24 protein-coding genes are annotated in these 22,814 nt (G+C 62.2%); 20 read left to right on the top strand and 4 right to left on the bottom strand.

Annotated features, from left to right (window positions below; translation table 11 throughout):
- Positions 1-3 precede the first annotated feature (3 nt).
- A complete protein-coding gene (locus CLV78_RS10575; protein ID WP_106204772.1) occupies positions 4-198 on the bottom strand; it encodes a heavy-metal-associated domain-containing protein in 195 nt (64 codons plus the stop codon).
- Positions 199-383: 185 nt separating this feature from the next.
- Between CLV78_RS10575 and CLV78_RS10570 the strand changes: the two genes are divergently transcribed.
- From CLV78_RS10570 to CLV78_RS10560, 3 genes are all read left to right on the top strand, one after another.
- On the top strand, positions 384-2,888 hold the full coding sequence (locus CLV78_RS10570; RefSeq protein WP_106204771.1) for a heavy metal translocating P-type ATPase: 2,505 nt from the start codon (positions 384-386) through the stop codon (positions 2,886-2,888).
- Positions 2,885-3,298: a Cu(I)-responsive transcriptional regulator gene (gene cueR, locus CLV78_RS10565; RefSeq protein WP_106204770.1), complete on the top strand. Its 414-nt coding sequence runs from the start codon at positions 2,885-2,887 to the stop codon at positions 3,296-3,298. The genes CLV78_RS10570 and cueR overlap by 4 nt, the downstream gene beginning before the upstream one ends.
- A gap of 140 nt (positions 3,299-3,438) precedes the next feature.
- Positions 3,439-5,310, top strand: a complete 1,872-nt coding sequence (locus CLV78_RS10560; RefSeq protein WP_106204769.1) for an SLC13 family permease — start codon at positions 3,439-3,441, stop codon at positions 5,308-5,310.
- A gap of 21 nt (positions 5,311-5,331) precedes the next feature.
- Here CLV78_RS10560 and CLV78_RS10555 read toward each other — a convergent pair whose 3' ends face one another.
- Positions 5,332-6,660: a FliI/YscN family ATPase gene (locus CLV78_RS10555; protein ID WP_106204768.1), complete on the bottom strand. Its 1,329-nt coding sequence runs from the start codon at positions 6,658-6,660 to the stop codon at positions 5,332-5,334.
- A gap of 79 nt (positions 6,661-6,739) precedes the next feature.
- Between CLV78_RS10555 and CLV78_RS10550 the strand changes: the two genes are divergently transcribed.
- From CLV78_RS10550 to CLV78_RS10510, 9 genes are read left to right on the top strand one after another with little or no spacing between them, the layout of a single operon-like run.
- The gene (locus tag CLV78_RS10550; RefSeq protein ID WP_211300977.1) at positions 6,740-7,132 is read left to right on the top strand and encodes a FlgB family protein; all 393 of its coding nucleotides are present in this window, start codon (positions 6,740-6,742) and stop codon (positions 7,130-7,132) included.
- Positions 7,133-7,141: 9 nt separating this feature from the next.
- Entirely contained in the window at positions 7,142-7,534 is a 393-nt protein-coding gene (gene flgC, locus CLV78_RS10545; protein WP_106204766.1) for a flagellar basal body rod protein FlgC, read from the top strand.
- 12 nt (positions 7,535-7,546) lie between these two features.
- Entirely contained in the window at positions 7,547-7,837 is a 291-nt protein-coding gene (gene fliE / locus CLV78_RS10540) for a flagellar hook-basal body complex protein FliE (RefSeq protein WP_106204765.1), read from the top strand.
- Positions 7,838-7,839: 2 nt separating this feature from the next.
- Positions 7,840-8,106 carry a flagellar biosynthetic protein FliQ gene (locus CLV78_RS10535; protein WP_106204764.1) on the top strand — a complete coding sequence of 89 codons (267 nt, stop codon included), beginning with the start codon at positions 7,840-7,842 and terminating at the stop codon, positions 8,104-8,106.
- A gap of 3 nt (positions 8,107-8,109) precedes the next feature.
- The gene (locus CLV78_RS10530; RefSeq protein WP_106204763.1) at positions 8,110-8,823 is read left to right on the top strand and encodes a flagellar hook-basal body complex protein; all 714 of its coding nucleotides are present in this window, start codon (positions 8,110-8,112) and stop codon (positions 8,821-8,823) included.
- A gap of 13 nt (positions 8,824-8,836) precedes the next feature.
- The gene (gene flgG, locus CLV78_RS10525; RefSeq protein WP_106204762.1) at positions 8,837-9,622 is read left to right on the top strand and encodes a flagellar basal-body rod protein FlgG; all 786 of its coding nucleotides are present in this window, start codon (positions 8,837-8,839) and stop codon (positions 9,620-9,622) included.
- Positions 9,619-10,056 (top strand): flagellar basal body P-ring formation chaperone FlgA, encoded by a 438-nt coding sequence (gene flgA, locus CLV78_RS10520; RefSeq protein ID WP_106204761.1) that lies wholly within the window; start codon positions 9,619-9,621, stop codon positions 10,054-10,056. The genes flgG and flgA overlap by 4 nt, the downstream gene beginning before the upstream one ends.
- A gap of 18 nt (positions 10,057-10,074) precedes the next feature.
- Positions 10,075-10,803: a flagellar basal body L-ring protein FlgH gene (gene flgH / locus CLV78_RS10515; protein WP_106204760.1), complete on the top strand. Its 729-nt coding sequence runs from the start codon at positions 10,075-10,077 to the stop codon at positions 10,801-10,803.
- A gap of 8 nt (positions 10,804-10,811) precedes the next feature.
- Positions 10,812-11,396, top strand: coding sequence for a flagellar basal body-associated FliL family protein (locus tag CLV78_RS10510; RefSeq protein ID WP_106204759.1), 585 nt, complete (start codon positions 10,812-10,814; stop codon positions 11,394-11,396).
- Between the two features lie 20 nt (positions 11,397-11,416).
- On the opposite strand, the gene hemN is transcribed toward CLV78_RS10510, so the two are convergent.
- Positions 11,417-12,772, bottom strand: a complete 1,356-nt coding sequence (gene hemN / locus CLV78_RS10505) for an oxygen-independent coproporphyrinogen III oxidase (protein ID WP_106204758.1) — start codon at positions 12,770-12,772, stop codon at positions 11,417-11,419.
- A gap of 62 nt (positions 12,773-12,834) precedes the next feature.
- Here hemN and fnrL point away from each other — a divergent pair, with 62 nt between their 5' ends.
- The gene (fnrL, locus tag CLV78_RS10500) at positions 12,835-13,581 is read left to right on the top strand and encodes a transcriptional regulator FnrL (RefSeq protein WP_106204757.1); all 747 of its coding nucleotides are present in this window, start codon (positions 12,835-12,837) and stop codon (positions 13,579-13,581) included.
- 82 nt (positions 13,582-13,663) lie between these two features.
- Here the strand turns inward: fnrL and CLV78_RS10495 are convergent, their stop codons facing one another.
- Complete coding sequence (locus CLV78_RS10495; protein WP_106204756.1) at positions 13,664-14,500, bottom strand: universal stress protein; 837 nt, start codon at positions 14,498-14,500, stop codon at positions 13,664-13,666.
- Between the two features lie 196 nt (positions 14,501-14,696).
- Between CLV78_RS10495 and ccoN the strand changes: the two genes are divergently transcribed.
- From ccoN to CLV78_RS10460, 7 genes are all read left to right on the top strand, one after another.
- A complete protein-coding gene (gene ccoN / locus CLV78_RS10490; protein WP_106204755.1) occupies positions 14,697-16,307 on the top strand; it encodes a cytochrome-c oxidase, cbb3-type subunit I in 1,611 nt (536 codons plus the stop codon).
- A 15-nt stretch (positions 16,308-16,322) separates the two neighbouring features.
- On the top strand, positions 16,323-17,048 hold the full coding sequence (gene ccoO, locus CLV78_RS10485; protein ID WP_106204754.1) for a cytochrome-c oxidase, cbb3-type subunit II: 726 nt from the start codon (positions 16,323-16,325) through the stop codon (positions 17,046-17,048).
- 13 nt (positions 17,049-17,061) lie between these two features.
- Positions 17,062-17,265 carry a cbb3-type cytochrome c oxidase subunit 3 gene (locus CLV78_RS10480; RefSeq protein ID WP_106204753.1) on the top strand — a complete coding sequence of 68 codons (204 nt, stop codon included), beginning with the start codon at positions 17,062-17,064 and terminating at the stop codon, positions 17,263-17,265.
- On the top strand, positions 17,262-18,164 hold the full coding sequence (gene ccoP, locus CLV78_RS10475; protein WP_106204752.1) for a cytochrome-c oxidase, cbb3-type subunit III: 903 nt from the start codon (positions 17,262-17,264) through the stop codon (positions 18,162-18,164). The genes CLV78_RS10480 and ccoP overlap by 4 nt, the downstream gene beginning before the upstream one ends.
- Before the next feature lie 543 nt (positions 18,165-18,707).
- Entirely contained in the window at positions 18,708-20,147 is a 1,440-nt protein-coding gene (gene ccoG / locus CLV78_RS10470; protein ID WP_106204751.1) for a cytochrome c oxidase accessory protein CcoG, read from the top strand.
- 1 nt (position 20,148) lies between these two features.
- Positions 20,149-20,598, top strand: a complete 450-nt coding sequence (locus tag CLV78_RS10465) for a FixH family protein (protein ID WP_106204750.1) — start codon at positions 20,149-20,151, stop codon at positions 20,596-20,598.
- A gap of 6 nt (positions 20,599-20,604) precedes the next feature.
- Positions 20,605-22,812 (top strand): heavy metal translocating P-type ATPase, encoded by a 2,208-nt coding sequence (locus tag CLV78_RS10460; protein ID WP_425427934.1) that lies wholly within the window; start codon positions 20,605-20,607, stop codon positions 22,810-22,812.
- The last annotated feature ends 2 nt before the right edge of the window (positions 22,813-22,814 follow it).

Raw genomic sequence — 22,814 nt, 5'->3', positions numbered from 1 at the left:
GTGTCAGACGGGTGTTGCCTCGAAACCGACTTCGTCCAACGCTGTGCGGATTGCCTCTGGGGGCTGTGTGGTGGTGACGGACACGATGCGTGCCTCCAGGTCGCAGGTCACATCGGCGCTGGCGTCCAGCATCTTCAAGGCTGTCTCGATGGCGGCCGTGCAATGGCCGCAGCTCATCTCGGGTACGTTGAAACGCATCGGCTACTCCTGCTTTTCTTGACAGATGGGGGCTTCCTGCGCGGGAAGGTCAAGACAATTTCGCCGGTGTGCAAGCGGAGTTGTGCGTCATGCAACCGTGACAATCCGTGCGGCGGATCTCCTTGACCTTCCAGTTGGTGGAAGGTCTATATCTGCCGTCGAAAAGGCAGTTCCCGGAGAGCCCCATGGCGTCGCTTACCCTGTCCATCGATGGAATGTCCTGTGCATCCTGTGCCAGTCGCGTGGAGCGGACTTTGTCGCGCCTGCAAGGGGTGTCGGATGTCGCTGTCAATCTTGTTGGTGAAAGCGTTCGGTTGACCTACGAGGCTCCGGCCGGGATCGAGACGGTCATCAGGTCGCTGGAGCAAGCCGGGTATCCGGCTCGGAGTGCGGCGGTGACATTGCAGGTACAGGGCATGCACTGCGCTTCCTGTACCGGTCGGGTGGAGCGGGTCCTTGCCCGCGTTCCGGGCGTTCTGGACGCCTCGGCAAACCTGGCTGGAGAGACCGCACATGTCCGGTATCTGGAGGGGCAGGTGGGTGCTGAGCAACTGGCCGAGATCGTGTCCCGCGCGGGATTTCCTGCCGAACTGGACGCGGACGCGTATGGAGTGGCGGCAGCGGCGGATCGCAAGGACGCAGAGGCCGAGGACCTTCGGCGCCAGACCCTTGTCGCCGGTGCCCTGGCGCTGCCGGTATTCCTGCTCGAAATGGGTGGGCACATGGTGCCTGGGGTGCACAAGCTGATTGCAGAGACCATTGGCCACCAGTGGAGCTGGTATCTGCAGTTCGCGCTGACATCGCTTGTCCTTTTCGGACCCGGCCGCCGTTTCTACGCCAAGGGGTTCCCGGCGCTCCTGCGCGGCGCGCCTGACATGAACAGCCTCGTCGCGCTCGGCACAACAGCGGCGTATGGATTTTCCGTTGTGGCGACGTTCTTCCCCGAATGGCTGCCGGAGGGAACGCGTGCGGTCTACTTCGAGGCGGCGGCGGTCATCGTCGTTCTGATCCTTCTCGGCCGGTGGCTGGAGGCGCGGGCGAAGGGGCGCACGGGTCATGCGATTCGCAAGCTGATGGGGTTGCAGGCTCGTACCGCTCGGGTGCAACGCGACGATGGTTTTGAGTACATTCCGATCGAGCGAATTCTGGTCGGCGACACCATTCAGGTTCGCCCCGGAGAGCGGATCGCGGTGGATGGCGAGGTGCTTGAGGGCACCAGCCACGTTGATGAGAGCATGCTGACGGGCGAACCCATTCCGGTCGAAAAGGCGGAAGGCGACGCGATTGTGAGCGGTACGGTGAACGGCAGTGGTGCCCTGACATTCCGCGCCACGCGAGTCGGGCGTGACACCGTTCTCGCCCAGATCATCCGGATGGTCGAACAGGCTCAGGCGGCGAAGTTGCCGATCCAGGGATTGGTCGACCGGATCACGCTGTGGTTCGTTCCGGTGGTGCTGGGATTCGCGATGCTGACGGTCTTGGCCTGGCTTGTACTTGGTCCCACCCCGGCCCTGACGCACGCCCTGGTGGCTGGCGTCGCGGTTCTGATCATCGCCTGCCCCTGTGCCATGGGGCTTGCGACGCCGACCTCGATCATGGTCGGCACCGGCCGGGCGGCGGAGTTGGGGGTACTGTTTCGCAAGGGCGATGCCCTTCAGAGGTTGCAGGATGTGGGCGTGGTCGCGCTCGACAAAACAGGCACGATAACCGAGGGCAGACCAGTGCTCACGGACATGGTCGTTGCCGACGGGTGGAATCGTGCAGAGGTCCTGCGTCTGGTTGCAGCCGTTGAAGCGCGGTCCGAGCATCCGGTCGCCCGGGCGATCCTCGCCGCCCATGGCGGTGGCGATCTGCCGGCGGCGCAGGGGTTCGCGTCCGAAACGGGGTTCGGGGTCCGGGCTGATGTGGACAGTCATGCCGTTTCGGTTGGAGCAGAGCGGATGATGACGCAGGCCGGCATTTCATTTGATGCGCTTGCGGGCGTTGCCAAAGACTGGGCAGGCGACGGCAAGACAACGGTTTTCGTTGCCGTCGATGGACACCCGGTCGCCGTGGCAGCCGTGTCGGATCCCATCAAGAAGGGATCGCGCGATGCGGTCATTGCCTTGCATGACCTCGGCCTCAGCGTTGCGATGATCTCTGGTGACAGTCGCGCGGCGGCGAATGCGATCGCACGTGACCTCGGCATCGATCATGTCATTGCCGAGGTTCTTCCGGACGGAAAGGTCGCCGCAATCGATGCGCTGAGGCAAAACGGATCGGGCGTGGCGTTTGTCGGCGACGGTATCAACGATGCGCCGGCACTGGCCCGGTCGGATGTAGGCATCGCCATCGGAACCGGAACCGACGTGGCGATCGAGAGTGCGGACGTGGTGCTGATGACAGGCGATCTGCGCGGGGTCGTCAATGCCTTCGACATTTCCCAGCGGACGATGCGGAATATCCGTCAAAACCTGTTCTGGGCCTTTGGCTACAACACCGCTCTGATCCCTGTCGCGGCAGGCGTGCTCTACCCGGCTTTCGGCATGCAGTTGTCGCCAGCCCTAGCTGCCGGGGCGATGGCGCTCTCCTCGGTCTTCGTGCTCAGCAATGCGCTTCGGCTGCGCTATGTCAAACCGGCTGTCGCCACGGGGTCGCCAGCCGATGCCAAGATTCTCAAGAACGTGTCGCCCCAGGAGTTGGCCGCATGAACATCGGTGATGTTGCTCGCAGGACTGGATTGCCGGCCAAGACCATCCGCTACTACGAGGACATCGGCCTCGTTGCGCCGCGCCGGGGTGCGAATGGCTACCGGAGCTTCGGGGAGGCCGAGTTGCACAAGTTGGCGTTCCTGGGGCGTGCGCGGTCGCTTGGCTTCACGATCGAGGATTGCCGTGGCCTGCTTGAACTGTACGAGGACAAGTCCCGGGCGAGCGCGGATGTGAAATCGATTGCCCGTGAACACCTTGCCCGGATCGATGCGAAGATCTCGGAGTTGACGGAAATGCACCGCACCCTGTCGCACCTGGTACAGGAATGCGCTGGCGACGGACGTCCGGATTGCCCGATCTTGAACGACCTGGCCGCAGACGCTGGGTCACGCGACGAGCGCACAGACTGACTGCGGCAACCTGTTTACGGTAGACCTGACCCCCGGCGCTCCCTATCCTCACGGGACGGGTCCGCTGGCGAACGTTTCGTTTCACATCAAGGGCCTGCGCATGTGAACACGCGGGGCTGGCTGCCCCGGAGCGGAGGCCCATGGAAGCCCTTGGCCTGACCTTCGAGATGACCGTGGTTCTTGGGTTGCTTGGCCTGACCATGATCCTCTTCGTGACCGAAGTGGTGCGGGTAGATGTGGCTGCAATTCTCATTATGGTGCTGTTGGGCTGTCTGTCTGCCATTCCCGGCCTCGAAGGGCTCATCGATATTCACCAGCTTTTCAGCGGCTTCGCGTCCAATGCGGTGATCTCCATCATCGCGGTGATGATCATCGGTGCCGGGTTAGACCGGACAGGCGTCATGTCGACGGTTGCGGCCTGGATATCCCGCGTGGGCGGGGCGACCGAATCGCGGATCATTGCCCTGATTTCCGTGACGGTGGCGGTGATCTCCTCCTTCATGCAGAACGTCGGCGCGGCTGCCCTCTTTGTTCCGGTTGCATCCCGTGTGTCGGTGAGGACGGGTATTCCGATGTCACGCGTCCTGATGCCGATGGGCTTCTGCGCGATCCTCGGTGGCACCTTGACCCTCATCGGCTCCTCGCCACTTATTCTGCTCAATGACCTGATTGAAGGGATAAACCCCTCGCTTGCCCCCGAATCTCGTATGGAGCTTCTCTCTCTCTTTTCGGTGACTCCCATCGGGTTGGCTTTGGTGGCGACGGGCTTGCTGTATTTCGGGATACTGGGCCGCTTCATCCTTCCTTCCGGAACCTCGCGGCTGGACCGGTCAGGTGCTCAGGGCCAGTCGCTTCTGGAATACGTGAGCGCGACCTACGGGATCGACGGTGCCATTCACGAGATCATCGTGCCGGAGCACAGCCTGCTGGTCGGCGAAACGATAGACGATGTGCAGCGGGCGCTTCGGCTGCACATCATAGCCACGCAATTTCAGGGAAAAACATATCCCTCGCCGCCGCGCGATACAGCCATCGAAGCGCCTTCCCGTCTTGCCATCATCGCCGAGCCGGACGCGGTGGAGGAGTTCATCTATTGCTTCGGACTGGAGCAATCCCCCGTGCTCGCAGAATTCGCCGAGGACCTCGGTCCGGGGCGGGCCGGGATCGCAGAAGTGGTCATTCCGCCGGGATCGGACGTGATCGGGAAGTCCGTGAGAGACCTGTGGATGCGTAAGGTTTATGGGCTGTCACCGCTGGTGATGTACCGTGGCGGTGTCGCCTATACCCGCGAAACCGAGGATTTCGGCGAGCTTCCATTCGAGGCCGGCGACACCCTTGTTTGCCACACCTCATGGGACGCACTTATGCGGCTGGAGAACGACCGCGATTTCGTCGTTGTGACGCAGGACTACCCGCGGGAGGTTGAGCGCCCGCAAAAGGTCGGCTGGGCGGTGACCTTCTTCCTGCTCGCTCTGGGGTTGGTACTGTTCACGCATATGCAGCTGTCCCTCTGCCTGCTGGTCGGCGCGGTGGGGATGATTCTCAGCAAGGTCCTTTCCATAGACGAGGCCTACGACGCCGTCGGCTGGAGCACGGTGTTCCTTCTGGCCAGCCTCATCCCTCTCGGGCAGGCGGTGCAGACGACGGGAACCGCGGAATGGATCGCCCACCAGTTCCTTCTCGGCCTTGACGGGATGCCGACATGGGTCTTGCAAACATGCGTGGCTGTGCTCGCGACGGCCTTCACACTGGTGATGTCCAACGTTGGCGCGACCGTCTTGCTGGTGCCGCTGGCGGTGAATATCGCGCTGGGGGCAGGGGCGGATCCCGGGTTGTTCGCCCTGACGGTGGCAATCGCAACCTCGAACTCTTTCCTGATCCCGACCCACCAGGTCAACGCCCTGATCATGGGGCCCGGCGGCTATCGGGTGAAGGATTTCGTGCGCGCCGGTGGCATCATGACACTGCTGTTCATTCCGGTGTCGCTGACGGTGATGAACCTCACGTTCTAGGACCAGATCCCAAGAGCGTCATCATCCGGTCCAACTGTGCTGTCCGAGGATGCCCGCCAGCTTCCGAAATGCCTCTGCTGGCCCGTCGGGGGATGGCTCGGCAAGGAAGGCGTCCAGTGCCGGCCAGACCTGTATCGCCGCGTCCACCTCGGGGTCGCTGCCCGGAGAATAGAGCCCGGATTGGATCATGAGTTCTGCGCGGTCATATGCGCCAAGCCGTTGACGCGCCAGTTTGATCAGCATGTTCTCGGGGTCTGATGCTGCCCGCGGCAGGCTGCGGGAAACCGATCGCAGGAGGTCGATGGCCGGGTATCGGCCCCGTTCCGCGATCTGTCGGTCGAGCACGACATGGCCGTCAAGCACACCGCGCAGGATGTCGGCGATCGGTTCTTCCATGTCCGACCCGGCCACGAGGACGGTGAAAATCGCGGTGATGTCGCCACCGCTTTGCGCCGTGCCGGGACCGGCCCGTTCCGCCACTGTCATGATCTGGTGTGCCACCGAAGGGGGGAAGCCACGCAGCGATGAGGTCTCGCCTGCGGCAAGCGCGATTTCGCGATGGGCCTCCGCGAACCTAGTGACAGAGTCCGCCAGAAACAGGACATGCTGGCCCTGGTCTCGAAAGAACTCCGCAACGCTCATGGCGGACCAAAGCGCCCGCCGGCGGCTGAGCGGCGGTTGGTCCGACGTCGCGGCCACGACGACGGCCTTTTTGCGCCCTTCCTGCCCGAGGGTTTCCTCGACAAATTCGCGGACCTCACGTCCCCGCTCCCCGACGAGTGCGATGACGGTCACATCCGCATCGACCCCTTTTGTCAGGTTGGCAAGGAGCGTGGATTTACCGACGCCCGAGCCGGCAAAGACACCCAGTCGCTGCCCCCTGACCAGCGGCAACATCGTGTCGAAGACTGCAAGCCCCGTCGTCAGCCGTGCGCCGAGTGGGCCGCGTTCGGTGGCACGTGGTGGCGCGGCGCGGACCGGCCTCGGTGTAGCGCCCCGGGACAGGCCCATGCCATCGAGCGGCGCGCCGAACGGATCGATGATGCGGCCGACCCAGTGGCTGGCCGGCGCAATCGACGGTGCGCCCTGAAGCACGACGGGATCGCCGATCCGGATGCCGTCCCCGGAGCCGTCCGGCAGCACGATGGCGCCTTGGGCGGAAATGTCGATGACTTCACCCCGAAGGCGTCCGTCGCGCAGTTCCACCCGGACATGATCGCCAAGGGCCGCATCCCCGGCCAGTCCGCCGACGGTGAGCGTGCCGTGGCTTGCCTGCACGACCCGTCCAACGGGACGAACCGGTGACAGGTTTCGAATGTCGTTGGCGAGCGCGTCGATGCCTCTGTTCATGCTGACCTCCTGATCATCGCAAACAGTTTCTAAAGGAATCGGGGTTAAGCCGAGATTGAAGCCGGTGGGAGAAGCCCCGATGTTTGAAAAACTGGAGATATTCAGAATGGCCCAGGGCCTGTCGCAACATGCGGCAAGTCGGCAAGCCGTGGTTGCACGGAATATCGCTCACGCAGATACGCCCGGGTATCGGGCGCGCGACGTCGAGAGTTTTCAGGACGTCTGGGGAGCGCAGGGCGCCGCGTCTGACGGAATGCGCCGGAGCCGGGCCGGGCACGTACACGCCGCCGCCACAGATACGTCCATCCGGGAGATGGTTGTGCGATCGGATACGGCGGATCCCAACGGAAATACCGTCTCGCTAGAGACCGAGATCGTCAAATCCGCAGAGGTCCGTCAACAGCATGACATGGCACTTTCTGTCTATCGCAGCGGGATGAACGTGCTGCGGGCAAGTCTCGGTCGCGGGTAGGGCATCGGGATGAGTGATCTGATCAAGACCATGGCGGTTTCCGCGAGCGGAATGAAGGCCCAGGGCACCCGTCTTCGACATGTGTCGGAGAACATAGCGAACGCCGATACACCGGGGTACCGTCGCAAGCTGACTTCGTTCGAGACGGCAATGGCGGACCGGAACGGTGTCTCTCTGGTCAAACCGGGGCCGGTGCGCCTCGATCAGTCCGACCGTGAGAAGATCTTCGACCCAAGTCATCCGATGGCCGACGAAACAGGCCATTTCGACGGCTCCAACGTCGATCTCCTGATCGAGATCGCGGACGCTCGCCAGGCCCAGAGAAGCTACGAGGCGAACCTTAAAATGTTCGACCAGGCACGGCAGATGACCTCCAGCCTCTTCGAATTGCTTAGAAAATAACAGGAGACCAGAATGGATATCCGAGCAACGCAGGCCGAAGGTGCCTACCTTGCGGCCAAGCCGGCCCTTGCGCCCTCCGGGAGCGCATCCCGAACTGAAGATTCCGCTGCCGAGTTTGCAAAGGACTTCGCGGCAACGCTCCAGAAAGGGGAGGACACCGCGCGCGCCGCAATGGTGTCGCAGGCGGATCCTCATGCGCTGGTCATGGCGCTGAGCCAGACCGAACTGGCCGTGGAGGCGGCGGCAACTATCCGCGACAAGGTTGTTGAAGCCTACCAGGAAATCCTCCGGATGCCGGTGTAGCCATGGACGAGATCGTCTTCTTCGACACATTGAGGGAAGGGTTGTGGGTCGCCGTGACCGTTTCGCTGCCAATCCTGACCGCGGCCTTGCTGTCCGGTGTGACGGTGGGTCTGTTCCAGGCACTTACGTCGATTCAGGAGATGACCCTGACCTTCGTGCCGAAACTGCTGGCCATCGTCGTCGTGTTCTGGATGTCCATGGGGTTCATGCTCCAGACGCTCCTGTCCTTTTTCACCGGCCGAATCGTGCCGCTGGCGTCGGGGGGATAGGGCATGAGCAGCGGATACGTCACCCTGTCCCGGCAATCGGGTCTCATGCAGGAAATGCGCGCGATCGCCAACAACATCGCGAACCAGTCGACGAGCGGCTTCCGGCGCGAAGGCATAGTATTCTCGGAATACATCAGGCAGACGCCCGCCGCGTCCGGCAGTGTCTCGATGGCTGCCGCCAACACTCGGGTGATCGACCTCACGCAGGGCCAGCTTGAGCAAACCGGTGGAAGTCTCGATGTTGCCATCGAAGGTGAAGGCTTCTTCCTGTTGCAATCCGCCAATGGCGAGTTGCTGACCCGCTCCGGTGTGTTCCTTCCCGGGGACACTGGCGACCTCATGACGCCCGGCGGGAACATGGTGCTGGACGAAGGCGGCGCGCCGATCTTCATACCGCCCGACGCCCGTTCCATATCGATTGCCACCGACGGAACCATAAGTGCGGACGGTCGCCCCGTCGCCCGGCTCGGCGTGGTCCGGCCGACCGACCCGCTGCAACTACAGCGCGGAGAAGGCACGACATTTCACTCACCTTCCGGGGTTGAGCCGGTCGAAGATGCGGTGGTCATGCAGGGGTTTGTCGAAGCCTCCAACATCGACCCGGTGCTGGAGATCACACGCATGATCGAAGTTCAGCGCGCCTACGAACTGGGGCAAGCCTTCTCGGAGCGTGAGGGCAAGCGGCTATCGAACGTGATCGACACACTCACACGCTAATCTGGAGAATCCGATGCAAGCCTTGAAGATTGCAGCCACCGGCATGGCGGCCCAGCAGATGCGGGTTGATGTCATTTCCAACAACCTTGCCAACATGAGCACGACGGCCTTCAACGCCCGTCGCGCGGAGTTCGCCGATCTGCACTACCAGCAGGTATCCCGGCCTGGCACGATCAACGCCTCCGACGGAACGTTGCTGCCGACAGGTGTCCAGATCGGATTGGGCGTGCGCCCGCTTTCGGTGACGATCAACCCGCAGCAGGGAACCCTGTCGCAAACGGGTGGCGATCTGGACATTGCCATCGACGGTAGCGGCTATCTCGAAGTCACCCTTCCGTCCGGTGCATCCGCTTACACGCGGGACGGGGGGCTGAAACTGTCGCATGACGGTCTCATCGTGACGTCGGACGGTTTTGCCATCACCCCGGAAATCACCATCCCGGATGATGCAAGGGATTTGAGTATCAATGCGGATGGCGAAATCTACGCGTATTTCGACGGCGAGGTTGAGCCGGAGTTGCTTGGTCAGTTCACTCTTTCGGATTTTTCGAACGAAAAGGGGCTGGAGGCCATCGGGGGCAACCTTTTCCTGGAAACCGAAGCGTCCGGCCCGCCCGTGGTTGAAACGCCGGGTGTCGATGGGCTCGGTACCATTCGACAAGGCTACCTCGAAGACAGTTCGGTCGATGCCGTTCAGGAGATAACCCAACTGATCCAGGCGCAGCGAGGCTATGAGCTGAACTCGAAGGTGATTTCGGCCGCCGACCAGATGCTTGGCGCCACGACGCAGATTCGATGAACGCCTATGCATCACTTCTGATTGTGGCGGCCGGGCTGGCATCCGCGCCGTTGGCCGATGCCGAGACGCTGATTGCGAACAGAACGATCCGTAGTCGGACCGTGATCGATGCTGCTGACCTGATAGTGACGCAAACAGAGACACCGGGAGCGTTGGAACGTATCGAAGACGCCGCAGGTATGGAGGCGAAAGTCGTCCTCTACGCCGGACGTCCTGTCCGCGCGGATGATCTGCAGCGGCCGGCCGTCATCGAAAGAAACCAGATTGTCAGCCTCGTGTACCACGGGGCCGGCCTCTCCATTGCGACCGACGGGCGTTCTCTTGCCCGCGCCGCGATGGGTGACCTTGTGAGGGTCATGAATCTCTCGTCGCGCACAACCGTGACCGGAACTGTCGATGCCCCGGGCCGGGTCGTTGTCAAGAATACTCCTTGAAAAGAAACGGGACAGAACATGTGGAAAAACACCATTCTGCTGCTTGGTTTGCTGGCGATTGCGTCATGTGGTCGGGTCGCAGAGGTCGGGAAACGTCCTGAGTTCACGCCGAACTCGGGGAACTACGAACACCGTGCGATGTCCGTGATCCCGCTACCGGAGACTCTGGAAACGCCTCGTCCCACAGACACCGCATCGCTTTGGAGCAAGGATCGAAGCTCGCTGTTGGGGGATCGCCGTGCGGGTCAGCGAGGCGATATCCTGACAGTTGTCATCGAGATCGACGACAAGGCAGAGATCTCCAATTCGACCGAACGATCGCGCAGTTCCGACAACGAGATGGGTGTTTCGGCGTTCTTCGGGCTGCCGGAGAAGATCAACAAAAAGCTGCCCACCGGCGCCACCATGGATCCGGCAGTGTCCACGGAATCGTCCAGTTCGTCAGAAGGCGACGGGTCAGTTCAGCGCCGTGAGAAGCTCACCTTGCGGGTCGCCGCCACGATCGTCGAGGTCCTCCAGAACGGGATCCTGAAGATACAGGGCAGTCAGGAAGTTCGGGTGAACTTCGAGATTCGCGAGCTCCTCGTGACTGGCTATGTCCGGCCGGAAGACATTACCCGACAGAACGAGATCACCTACGACAAGATCGCTTCCGCCCGGATTTCATACGGTGGACGTGGGCAGATCACGGACGTCCAGCAGCCTCGCTATGGGCAGCAGGTTTCCGACATCATTCTTCCGTTCTGAGGTCCACGATGAAAAAGTTCCTGTTGCCGCTTCTCATCATTATTGCAGGTGGAGCATTGGGTGCTGGTGCTGGTGTCTTTTTGCGACCGGGCACAGCATCGGTGCAGCAAGGCCACACAGGGTCTGGCGGGGATCATATGTCGTCGGGTTCGATCAGCGCTGGCGGTGATGGAAGCCTTGGCCACGATGGAGGTTCGATGTCCCTGGCTTCGACCGACCCATTGGCAGGCGGCCATGGCGCGAAAGACGCGTTGGACACAGGAAACGGAAACACGGAGTTTGTGAAGCTCAACAACCAATTCATCGTTCCGGTCATCGAAGATGGCCGGGTGCGTTCCATGGTCGTCATGTCATTGGCGGTGGAGACCGCGACCGGTGCGAAGGAGCAAGTATACGAGCGGGAACCGGTGCTGAGGGACAAGTTTCTGCAGGTGCTGTTCGAGCATGCCAATGCAGGCAGGTTCGACGGGAATTTCACGTCGACACGGAACCTTGACCTGCTCCGCCGGTCGCTGCGCGAAGAGGCAAGGCTCCATTTTGGCAATCTTGTCGTTGGTGTTCTGGTGACGGATATCGCGCGCCAGGATGTTTGATCGGCTGCCTTCGGGCGAGGTCAGATCGCGTGGCTGTGGCCAGCCTTGTCCATTGCGTATACGTCGAACGCCTTCGCGATCATCCGGGCAAGCGGCCGACCCTCGATCGGGATGCTCAACCCAGCCTCGGACACCTCGACAAAGTCTTCGAAACGTTCCTTGACGCCGGCAAACGCCGCGTCGAGGAAACCGGGCTCTACACCAAAGGTATCGGTGATCTCCTGACGGTCGATCCGGAAGGAGCACATCAGGGTTTCGATCATTCGCGCACGCATCAGGTCCTGCCCCTGGAAGGTGTGGCCGCGACCGGTTGCCGGTCGGCCGTCGCGGATCGCCCTGGTGTAGTCTCCGGTTCCGGAGAGGTTCTGGGCATATCCCTGTGGGAAACGCGAAATCGCAGAGGCGCCCAATCCAACCAGAACTGGTGCCGGATCGACCGTGTAACCCTGAAAATTCCGGCGCAGAGACCCATCACGTGCGGCAACTGCCATCGAGTCGTCCTTGCGGGCGAAGTGATCGATGCCGATTTCGTCGTATCCATCCCAGAGGAAAAGACGGCGCGCCGTGTCGAAGAGTTTCAATCGCTCCTGCGGTGTCGGCAGGGCTTCGGAAGGTATGAGGGTCTGGCGCCGTGCCATCCAGGGAACATGGGCATACCCGTAGAGCGCCACGCGATCCGGCGACAGGGAAAGGAGCTTTTGCACGCTGTCGCTGATGCGTGCGCGGCTTTGATCAGGCAAGCCGTACAGAATATCGGTGTTGAGGCTGTCTACGCCGCGCGCCCGTATGCCATCCACTGCGGATTGCGTGACTTCGAAGCTCTGCTCTCGCCCAATGATCTTCTGGATCTCCGGGTCGAAATCCTGCACGCCGATAGACGCACGTGTCATTCCTGCTCGTGCCAGGGCATCCAGCCGGGGGTCGTCGATCTCGTTGGGGTCGATTTCCACCGAGAACTCGAACCCCTCGCCTGCCGGGATCGCGCGAAAGACCGAATCGGCCAGATCGGCGATCATGTCAGCGTCAAGGAGCGTGGGCGTGCCGCCGCCCCAGTGGAGCGCGGACAATTTGACGCCGCTGGGGAGCGATGCGGCGAAAAGGTCGATCTCTGCCTTCAGCGTTTCGAGGTAGGCGCCAACCGGCGAGAGGCTGGAGGTGCCCTGCGTGCGGCAGGCGCAGAACCAGCAGAGCCTTCTGCAGAAGGGAATATGAACATAGAGGGAGATTCGCGAGTCCGCGGGCAGGGCCCGTGTCCACTCGAGAAACTGCTCGTGACCGACGGCGTCGTTGAAGTGCGGCGCGGTCGGATAGCTGGTGTATCGAGGCACCCGGGCATCAAAAAGCCCCAGCCTCGCGAGTTGCGATACCGTTTCCATGCGCCTACGTTTAGGTGTAGGGCGCCGGGAGGACCTTGATTAAGATCAAGAAGCGCGCGCGGATGAAGATGCACGAAATAGAACTGAGCCATGTCGACTGTGCCGACTGCCCGATACGTCACCGGGCGGTCTGTTCCCGTTGTGAGACAGACGAGTTGGAGCAGCTCGAAGAGATCAAGTATTATCGGACGTTCGAGGCCGGGCAGACAATCGCCTGGACCGGGGACAAGCTTGATTTCGTGGCCACCATCGTGAGCGGAATCGCGACGTTGAGCCAGACCCTGGAAGATGGCCGGACGCAGATGGTTGGCCTTCTGCTCCCGTCGGACTTCATGGGTCGGCCGGGGCGTGAAATGGCGACATATGACGTGACCGCGACGACTGAAGTCGTCATGTGCTGCTTTCGCCGGCGTCCGTTCGAAGACCTCATGCGCAACACCCCCCATATCGCGCAGCGCCTTCTGGAGATGACGCTCGACGAGTTGGATGCAGCGCGCGAATGGATGCTGCTGCTCGGTCGGAAGACCGCGCGCGAGAAGATCGCCAGCCTTCTGGCGATTATCGCGCGGCGAGACGCCTCGCTGCGACACACCGGGAACAGTGACGTGTTGGAATTCGACCTTCCGCTCACGCGGGAGGCGATGGCCGACTACCTTGGCCTCACGCTTGAGACCGTCAGCCGGCAGGTTTCGGCCTTGAGGCGCGAAGGCGTGATCGAACTTGCGGGAAAACGCCACGTCAGCGTTCCCGATTTCGACAGGCTCATGCTGGAGACCGGTGACGACACCGATGGCGGCTTTCTGGTCTGAGACCTGCCGCAGCGCTGCCGTCTCACCGCGGTCCACCGGGCGCCGACCCCGACGGACACGCCGGGGTCTGGCAACCTGAGCTTCAGTGACTCATCAGGACCGGGACCTTTGCTGCTTCGAGCATGTCCCGAGTTGCGCCACCCATGATTGCCTCGCGGAAACGGGAGTGACCGTAGGCTCCCATGACGAGCAGGTCCGCCTGCTGGTCCGCGCAGTGACGGGCGAGGACATCTGCGGTGCGCGGCATCGTGGCCGCGATCACGGAGATCTCGGCCCGCACCCCATGCCGGGAGAGCATCTGCGAGAGCATTCCACCCGGATCCGACCGATCCGGGCCGTGCCGGGGCGGATCGATGATGACGATATTGGTCATCGCCGCTTGCTGCAGCATGGGCAGGGCCGCGCGCACCGCATCCAGCGCTTCGGCACTCTGATTCCACGCCACGACAACCTTGGACGGTTTGCGCGGCTCTACACCATGCGGCAGAACAAGCACGGGAACATTTCCGGCAAAAAGTGCCGCCTCCAGGACGGCTTCCTCCGCAACGCTTTTCTCCTCACCATACGGCTTGGGCAGGACGACGAGGTCGCTGAAGCGGGCCCGGTTCCCGACAAGGTTCTGGATGGTGCCGATCTGCGCAAGTGCGCTGTCGGTCGCCCAGCGGCAATCGCGGTTCGCCATGTGGGCGCGAACTGCGGTCTCGATTCTGTCCGCATCCTCGCGTGCGCGCTCCAGTGTAGCCTGTTCAATGAGGGCATTTGTGCCCGCATAGTAGTAGCCGGGCGTCGAGTGATCGACGCCGAGGGCGAGGATTTCCAGGTGAGCATCCTGGAGCTGGGCGATTCCAATCGCCCCCTCCAACGCGCTGTCCTCAAGCGCGCTATCGGTAATTACTGTGAGAATCGTCTTGTAAGCCACGGTTGTCACCTCCGTTAGACGCTATTGGCGACAGTGTATTTGCTGCTATGCAGCGACACCTTGACCTGTCTCAAGGGATGCCTGCGACGACATTGACCTAGATCAAAGCGGCATACCGCCGGTACCATCAGAAGCGGACAAAGTACACCAACGGGACAAGTCCGACTTGTTCCCAATTCATAACAAGGGACACACCATGTGGGATTACGCCAAGATCGTGGCGGCGGGACTCGTGGCGCTGTGCGCAGCAATTGCCGCGAACTACGCGCGCGACGCAGCCTATCTCGTACATGCGATCATCATCATGCTCGCGGCTGGCGTCGCGTTCGTCTGGAGCGTGCGACAGATCGATGAGGAAAAACCGGTCGCCGAGATCGCCACGGGCTATCTCGATGGCGTTGTGCGATACGGCGTCGTCGCGACGGCCTTCTGGGGCGTCATCGGCTTCATCGCGGGCACGTTCATCGCCTTTCAGCTCGCCTTTCCGGTTCTGAACTTCGAATGGGCCCAGCCCTACATGAACTTCGGCCGGCTTCGCCCGCTGCACACCTCGGCGGTAATCTTCGCATTTGGTGGCAACGCGCTGCTGGCGACGTCGTTCTACGTGGTGCAGCGGACCACTGCGGCCCGCCTCTGGGGCGGCAACCTCGCTTGGTTCGTGTTCTGGGGCTACAACCTGTTCATCGTGCTGGCGGCCACTGGCTACGTTCTTGGCGGTACCCAGTCCAAGGAATACGCCGAGCCCGAATGGTACGTGGACCTCTGGCTGACAATCGTCTGGGTGGCCTACCTGGCCGTGTTCCTCGGCACGCTGCTGAAGCGTCAGGAGAAACACATCTACGTGGCCAACTGGTTCTACCTGTCCTTCATCGTCACCGTCGCGATGCTGCACGTGGTCAACAACCTGACCATCCCGGTGTCGATCTTCGGCTCCAAGTCGGTGATCATCTGGGCCGGCGTCCAGGACGCGATGACCCAGTGGTGGTACGGACACAACGCGGTCGGCTTCTTCCTTACGGCCGGTTTCCTAGGCATGATGTACTACTTTGTGCCGAAGCAGGCGGAACGTCCGGTTTTCTCCTACAAGCTGTCGATCATCCACTTCTGGGCCCTGATCTTCCTTTATATCTGGGCCGGTCCGCACCACCTGCACTACACCGCGCTGCCCGATTGGGCCTCGACGCTCGGCATGGTCTTCTCGGTGATGCTGTGGATGCCGTCCTGGGGTGGCATGATCAACGGCCTGATGACGCTCTCCGGCGCCTGGGACAAGCTGCGCACCGACCCGATCATTCGCATGATGGTCGTCTCCGTCGGGTTTTACGGCATGTCCACCTTCGAAGGCCCGATGATGTCCATCAAGGCGGTGAACTCGCTCTCGCACTACACTGACTGGACCATCGGCCACGTGCACTCCGGTGCGCTCGGCTGGAACGGTATGATCACCTTTGGCGCGCTGTACTTCCTGGTGCCGAAGCTCTGGCAGCGCGAGCGTCTCTACTCGCTGTCGGCTGTCAACTGGCACTTCTGGCTCGCCACCATCGGTATCGTGCTCTACGCCGCATCGATGTGGGTGACCGGTATCATGGAAGGCCTGATGTGGCGTGAAGTCGACGCCAACGGTTTCCTCGTGAACTCGTTCGCAGACACCGTTGCCGCGAAGTTCCCGATGTATGTCGTGCGGGCACTTGGCGGTGTGCTCTACGTCGCCGGCGCCGTCATCATGGTCGTCAACCTCTGGCTCACCGCGACCCGCGGCGAGCCGAAGACGCAAGCCACCGCAGCCGCCGCTGCGCCGGCCGAATAAGGGAGGGAATGACAGATGGCCCTTATCGACAAACACAAGATCATCGAAACCAACGCCACGATCCTGCTGGCGCTCAGCTTCTTCGTTGTCACCATCGGTGGCATCGTTGAGATCGCTCCGCTTTTCTACCTGGAGAACACGATCGAGGATGTGGATGGGGTGAGGCCCTATTCACCGCTCGAGCTCCAGGGGCGCGAAGTCTACATCCGCGAAGGCTGCTACGTCTGCCACAGCCAGATGGTTCGCCCGATGCGGGACGAGGTGGAGCGCTACGGTCACTACTCGCTGGCGGCTGAATCGCAGTACGATCATCCGTTCCAATGGGGATCGAAGCGGACGGGGCCCGACCTTGCCCGCGTCGGTGGCCGCTATTCGGATGACTGGCATGTGGATCACCTGATCGATCCGCAGTCCGTGGTTCCGGAATCGGTGATGCCCAAGTACGGCTTCCTGATGGATCGCATGGTGTCCGACAAGTATATCGGCGACCTGATGGCGACCAACCGGATCGTGGGCGTGCCCTACACCGACGAGATGATCGAGAACGCCCAACTGGACTTCGCAGCCCAAGCCGACCCGGACAGCGACTACGACGCGCTGTTGGAGCGGTACCCGGGGGCACAGGTGCGCAACTTCGACGGCCAGCCCGGTATTTCCGAGATGGATGCGCTCGTTGCATACCTGCAGATGCTCGGCACGCTCGTCGATTTCTCGACCTTCACGCCAGTCGCAAATCGCTGAGGAGGCTGGGAGCTTGGATACATACTCCCTCATGCGAGAGTTCGCAGACAGCTGGATGTTGCTGTTTCTCGTGCTCTTCTTCCTTGGAGTGATCCTCTGGGTGTTCCGCCCGGGGGCCTCCAAGGAGCAACGCGATTCCGCAAATATTATTTTCCGCCACGAAAACTCGCCTGACGAGGACAAAGCGGAGATGAACCCGAAGGAGGTTCGGGAATGAGCAAACAACCCATCAAGAAAAAGAACGAGGTGGAAACCACCGGTCATAGCTGGGACGGGATTGAGGAACTCAACAATCCCATGCCCCGCTGGTGGCTCTGGTCCTTCTACGCATGCGTGATCTGGGGCCTGGGCTATACCGTCCTGTACCCTGCCTGGCCCCTCGTGGAAGGTGCCACAGCCGGGGTGCTGGGCAAGTCCACGCGCGCCGATGTGGCCGCCGAGATCGTGCGCTTCGAGGAAGCCAATGCCGGCATCAAGCAACAGCTTGTCGATACCGAGTTGGCGGAGATTGCCAACGATCCGGAGCTGATGAGCTACTCGATGAATGCCGGCGCGGCCGTGTTCCGCACCTGGTGTGCCCAGTGTCACGGCGCCGGCGCCCAGGGTGCACAGGCGGGCGGCTATCCTTCCTTGCTGGATGACAGCTGGCTCTGGGGCGGTACGATCGAGGATATCCACACCACGATCAGCGTCGGGATCCGCTATGAGGAGACCGATGAGGACTACATTCGCCAGGGCGAGATGTCGGCCTTCGGGCGCGATGAGCTTCTCAGCGACGAGGAGATCTGGCAGGCTGTCGCATATGTGCAGCAGATCTCCGGTCAGGAGCACGACAGTGCCCAGGCCGAAGCCGGCGCCGTGATCTACGAGGAAAACTGTTCCTCGTGCCACATGGAAGACGGGACCGGTGAAAAGTCACTGGGTGCGCCCAACCTGACCGACTCGATCTGGCTTTACGGCGGTGACGCCGACACGCTCTATGAGACCATATGGGCGGGTCGCGCAGGTCGCATGCCAGCTCGCGGCGGCGCCCCTGAGACGGCTGTCGACGAGGCACTCGTGCGCGCCGTTGCCACCTATGTCCACAGCCTCGGCGGCGGTGTCGCCTCCGAGTGATCCGGGTCTTCGGCAGGTACAGCCTGTCGAGCAGTAAAAACATCGCCCCGCGTCCCTAGCGACGCGGGGCGTTTTTCTGCTACGGCCGGGGGCACCCATTCCCGCATTGCATAGCAGCCTTGCCAGCAATAAGGCGTATTGCAAACTCGTTTTTGATCTGGATCAAGGCTTTGGTCCGGGCGCCGCACTAGACCAATATCAACGGTTGCGACGAGACGGCGCCAGCCACGAGGCCCACACCGCTCGCCACGCCGACATCTACATAGCGTTTCCAGAGGGTGTCCTCCCCTGGAAGATACGCCCCGGCACTCCGTCCTGTTCGCGCGTTTCCTAGGAGAGCCGGGGCGCCTTTCTGTCTGCATCCCCGATCACGGTCTGTTTACGGCACGCGACACGCGGGCGCAGGGCGAGAAACTCCCGGATTTGCTAGAACCAACAGGATGTCATGGATGTCCCAGTTCCATTGATGTATATCAAAGACGTCTTTTCTGGTCCCCCCGTAGAACGGGCCAACCGCGAACCCTCAGCCACCGGAGAGCTTCCGTGAGCGATACTGGCAGCCAACCCGAACAGCTATACGCCGCGCGGGAACCGATCTTTCCCCGCAAGGTCTACGGCCCGTTCCGTAACCTGAAATGGGGGATCATGATCGTGACCCTCGGTATCTACTACCTGACGCCGTGGATTCGCTGGGACCGTGGTCCAAACCTTCCCGACCAGGCCGTGCTGGTGGATATGGCCCATCGGAGGTTCTTCTTCTTCTGGATCGAGATCTGGCCACACGAGTTCTATTTCGTCGCCGGTCTGCTGATCATGGCCGGGCTCGGGTTGTTTCTGTTTACCTCGGCGCTCGGTCGGGTCTGGTGCGGGTATACCTGCCCGCAGACCGTCTGGACGGACCTTTTCATTCTCGTCGAACGATGGATCGAAGGGGATCGAAACGCTCGCCTGCGGTTGCATCGACAAAAGAAAATGGATGCCCGGAAGCTCCGGCTGCGGATAACGAAGTACCTTGTCTGGACGCTGATCGCCATCGCAACCGGTGGTGCATGGGTCTTCTACTTTACCGACGCGCCGACGCTTCTCGTTGACCTCTTCACGCTTCAGGCGCACCCGGCTGCCTATACTTCGGTCGCTGTGCTGACCTTCACGACCCTGGTATTTGGCGGTTTCATGCGGGAGCAGGTCTGCATCTATATGTGCCCCTGGCCCCGGATCCAGGCCGCGATGATGGACACCGACACGATCACCGTGGCCTATCGGGAGTGGCGCGGTGAGCCCCGCGGCAAGCAGCGGAAGGGCGAAGATGCACCTGAGATGGGTGATTGCATCAATTGCATGGCCTGCGTGAACGTTTGCCCGATGGGGATCGATATTCGCGACGGCCAGCAACTGGAGTGCATCACCTGTGCGCTTTGCATCGACGCATGTGACGACATCATGGACAAGATCGGCAAACCGCGCGGCTTGATCGACTACATGGCCCTGTCGGACGAGGAACGGGAGCGCAGCGGCGAAGCGCCCAAGTCGGTCTGGGCACATATATTCCGCATGCGGACCATCCTCTACACGTCGCTTTGGGCCGCGGTCGGAATCGGCCTGACGGTAATGCTCTTTGTGCGACCGGATATCTCCGCAACGGTGCATCCGGTGCGCCAGCCGCAGTTCGTGACCATGTCGGATGGCACCATTCGCAACACTTACGATTTTGGCCTGCGCAACAAGCATGGCGACGACCGTCGGTTCCGCGTGACCCTGGCGTCCGAAGCGCAGGACCTGCGCATTGCGGTCGAGGGAACGCCTTACGAGAGTTTCATGGTCCCCGCCGATACCACCGGCAAGCAACGTGTCTATGTGCTTGCGCCGGCAGGATCCGAGGCGGCCGTTTCCGACCGGACGGAGATCCGGTTCTGGGTCGAGGACTTGTCGAACGGGGAACGGGTTTATAAGGACTCTACGTTCGTGGGAACCGGAGCACGCTGACATGGCACTCACCGGCCGCAAGGTCTTTATCATCACCGCCAGCGCCTTTGGCGTCATCATGGCCGTAAACTTTACCATGGCCTACCTGGCCGTGGGCAGCTTCCCGGGGCTGGAAACCAAGAACAGCTACGTCGCCAGCCAGCAGTTCGACGCCGATCGCGCCGCGCAGGAAGCCCTCGGCTGGACGGTCGATGCGGACGTGATCGACGGCATTCTCACCATCGCCTTCACGGGCAGGAATGACCTGCCCGTCGAGGTCGGGTCGATGGAGGCCACGGTTGGACGCGCGACCCATGTCAGGGAAGATGTGGAGCCGGAGTTCGCCTATGATGACGGCACGTTTCGCGCGCCGGTGGACCTGAAGCCGGGGAACTGGAATATTCGGCTTGTGGCGACCGCGCCGGATGGAACCGCTTTTCGGCAGAGGGTCGTCCTGAAAGTCGAAGACTGATCCGGGATGACTGACAGCACCTATCCCGAAACGCCCAACGCCTCGGCCTGCCCGGCCTGTGACGTCACGCCCATGGCGCGGCGTCTGGTGGCGCGCGCGACGCTTGACGACGCGCCGGACCGTGGTGCCATCCTGCTGTCCCTTCCGGAGGTTCATTGCGCTCTGTGCATCACCACAGTCGAGCGGGCGCTTGATCGGCACCCCGGTGTCAATTCCGCCCGGGTCAACCTGACACTTAAGCGGGTCAGCGTGGAGGCGGAGCCGGACGTCACCGCGGAGGACCTGATCCCGACCCTCGCCGCCGTCGGCTACACCGCGCACGAGATGGACCCCTCGGCCCTTTCGGCGACCACGACCGACCGGCAGGGCCGCGAACTGCTGATGCGCCTTGCGGTGGCCGGCTTCGCGGCAATGAATGTCATGCTGTTGTCGGTGGCCGTCTGGTCGGGCGCGACGGATGCCACGCGTGACCTGTTCCACTGGATATCGGCGGCGATCACGATTCCGGCGATTGCCTTCTCTGGCCAACCCTTTTTCCGCAGTGCGTGGTCGGCGTTGCGGCATGGGCGGCTGAACATGGACGTGCCGATCACGCTGGCGATCCTGCTCGCGCTGGGCACCTCGCTCTATGAAACCGCGCATTCCGGCGAGCATGCCTATTTCGATGCAACCATCTCGCTCACGTTCTTTCTGCTGGCCGGCCGGTACCTGGACCATCGCACGCGGGCGATTGCACGCTCTGCGGCCGAGGAGCTTGCTGCGCTGGAAGTGCCGCGCGCGGATCGTCTGGTCGATGGACGAGAAGAAACTGTCGATGTTGCAACCCTCGTGCCGGGGGATGTGATCCTCGTGCGACCCGGAGGGCGGATGCCGGTGGACGGGGTGATCGCGGAGGGGACAAGTGAACTTGACCGGTCGCTTCTGACCGGTGAGACCCTTCCCGTCTTTGCGGAGCCCGGGCAGGAGGTCAGCGCGGGCGAAGTTAACCTGACCGGGCCCCTGTCGGTCCGCGTGACTGCCGCCGGGCAAGATTCCTCGCTCCATCGTATGGCCGATCTGGTCGCAATGGCTGAGAGCACAAAGAACCGGTACACCTCGCTCGCCGATCGCGCGGCGGGCCTCTACGCACCGGGGGTTCATATCCTTGCCGTCGTCGCTGCAGTGGGCTGGTATTTCTACACCTGGGATGTGCGGCTGGCGCTCAACATCGCGGCGGCCGTGCTGATCATCACCTGCCCATGTGCGCTCGGACTGGCGGTGCCCGCCGTGACGACTGCCGCCTCCGGGCGACTGTTCCGGAAGGGCATGCTGATCAAGGACGGCACCGCGCTTGAGCGTTTGGCCGAGGTGGACACCGTTGCCTTCGACAAGACCGGCACACTGACACTGGGCGCGCCGGAGCTGCTGGATGCCGACCGGATTGCTGCGGAGGACCTTGCCCTTGCCGCAGGTCTCTCGGGCGCCTCGTCGCATCCGCTGTCCCGTGCCCTCGCTGAGGCAGCCGGGCGGCTGGAGGTTTCCGCGGAGAAGGTGGAGGACTTGGTCGAAGTTCCCGGGTTCGGGACCGAAGGCCGCTGGATGGGCCTGCGTGTCCGGCTGGGTCGTGCCGCCTGGGTGGGCGCCGAGACTGGCACATCAACCGAGGCCTGGCTTGCGGTGGAGGGACAGACCCCGGTTCGATTCACCTTCACAGACCGCTTGCGCCCCGGGGCGCAGGACGCCGTTGACGGGTTGCGGGCCGCGGGGCTGGATGTCTGGCTGATCTCCGGCGATGCCGAACCGGCCGTGGCCGCCTTCGCCGACCGGCTGGGGATCTCCAATGTCGTCAGCGAAGCCCTGCCCGCAGAGAAAGCCCACCGGTTAGAGGCACTTTCTTCCGACGGTCGGCGTGTGTTGATGGTGGGCGACGGCCTGAATGACACGGCGGCGCTCACGGCGGCCCATGCCTCGATTTCGCCTGCAACGGCCCTCGACGCGGCGCGCGTTGCCTCCGATATCGTGTTGCTGGGCGAAGATATTGGCCCGATTGCCGATGCAGTGACCACGGCACGGTCGGCTGTCCGGCGGATCAAGGAAAACTTCAGGATCGCGACGCTCTACAATGTGATTGCTGTGCCGATTGCGATTGCCGGCCTGGCAACGCCGCTCGCGGCTGCGTTGGCCATGTCAGCCTCGTCCATCACCGTCTCTCTCAATTCCCTGCGATTGAGGTGAGC

The sequence above is a fragment of the Aliiruegeria haliotis genome (assembly GCF_003003255.1).
Taxonomy (GTDB): domain Bacteria; phylum Pseudomonadota; class Alphaproteobacteria; order Rhodobacterales; family Rhodobacteraceae; genus Tropicimonas; species Tropicimonas haliotis.
The sequence above is the reverse complement of the archived record's forward strand: the minus strand, read 5'-3'. Positions and strand labels throughout refer to the sequence as shown.

Bases quoted from the DNA above. Each gene is read 5' to 3' on its own strand.
- flgA (WP_106204761.1), top strand. From the start codon at position 9,619: ATGAACGCCTATGCATCACTTCTGATTGTGGCGGCCGGGCTGGCATCC.
- CLV78_RS10510 (WP_106204759.1), top strand. From the start codon at position 10,812: ATGAAAAAGTTCCTGTTGCCGCTTCTCATCATTATTGCAGGTGGAGCA.
- flgC (WP_106204766.1), top strand. From the start codon at position 7,142: ATGAGTGATCTGATCAAGACCATGGCGGTTTCCGCGAGCGGAATGAAG.
- CLV78_RS10465 (WP_106204750.1), top strand. From the start codon at position 20,149: ATGGCACTCACCGGCCGCAAGGTCTTTATCATCACCGCCAGCGCCTTT.
- CLV78_RS10550 (WP_211300977.1), top strand. From the start codon at position 6,740: ATGTTTGAAAAACTGGAGATATTCAGAATGGCCCAGGGCCTGTCGCAA.
- flgG (WP_106204762.1), top strand. From the start codon at position 8,837: ATGCAAGCCTTGAAGATTGCAGCCACCGGCATGGCGGCCCAGCAGATG.
- CLV78_RS10555 (WP_106204768.1), bottom strand. From the start codon at position 6,660: ATGAACAGAGGCATCGACGCGCTCGCCAACGACATTCGAAACCTGTCA.
- CLV78_RS10575 (WP_106204772.1), bottom strand. From the start codon at position 198: ATGCGTTTCAACGTACCCGAGATGAGCTGCGGCCATTGCACGGCCGCC.
- CLV78_RS10535 (WP_106204764.1), top strand. From the start codon at position 7,840: ATGGACGAGATCGTCTTCTTCGACACATTGAGGGAAGGGTTGTGGGTC.
- ccoO (WP_106204754.1), top strand. From the start codon at position 16,323: ATGGCCCTTATCGACAAACACAAGATCATCGAAACCAACGCCACGATC.
- CLV78_RS10570 (WP_106204771.1), top strand. From the start codon at position 384: ATGGCGTCGCTTACCCTGTCCATCGATGGAATGTCCTGTGCATCCTGT.
- fnrL (WP_106204757.1), top strand. From the start codon at position 12,835: ATGAAGATGCACGAAATAGAACTGAGCCATGTCGACTGTGCCGACTGC.
- flgH (WP_106204760.1), top strand. From the start codon at position 10,075: ATGTGGAAAAACACCATTCTGCTGCTTGGTTTGCTGGCGATTGCGTCA.
- ccoP (WP_106204752.1), top strand. From the start codon at position 17,262: ATGAGCAAACAACCCATCAAGAAAAAGAACGAGGTGGAAACCACCGGT.
- cueR (WP_106204770.1), top strand. From the start codon at position 2,885: ATGAACATCGGTGATGTTGCTCGCAGGACTGGATTGCCGGCCAAGACC.
- CLV78_RS10560 (WP_106204769.1), top strand. From the start codon at position 3,439: ATGGAAGCCCTTGGCCTGACCTTCGAGATGACCGTGGTTCTTGGGTTG.
- CLV78_RS10460 (WP_425427934.1), top strand. From the start codon at position 20,605: ATGACTGACAGCACCTATCCCGAAACGCCCAACGCCTCGGCCTGCCCG.
- CLV78_RS10530 (WP_106204763.1), top strand. From the start codon at position 8,110: ATGAGCAGCGGATACGTCACCCTGTCCCGGCAATCGGGTCTCATGCAG.
- fliE (WP_106204765.1), top strand. From the start codon at position 7,547: ATGGATATCCGAGCAACGCAGGCCGAAGGTGCCTACCTTGCGGCCAAG.
- hemN (WP_106204758.1), bottom strand. From the start codon at position 12,772: ATGGAAACGGTATCGCAACTCGCGAGGCTGGGGCTTTTTGATGCCCGG.
- ccoN (WP_106204755.1), top strand. From the start codon at position 14,697: ATGTGGGATTACGCCAAGATCGTGGCGGCGGGACTCGTGGCGCTGTGC.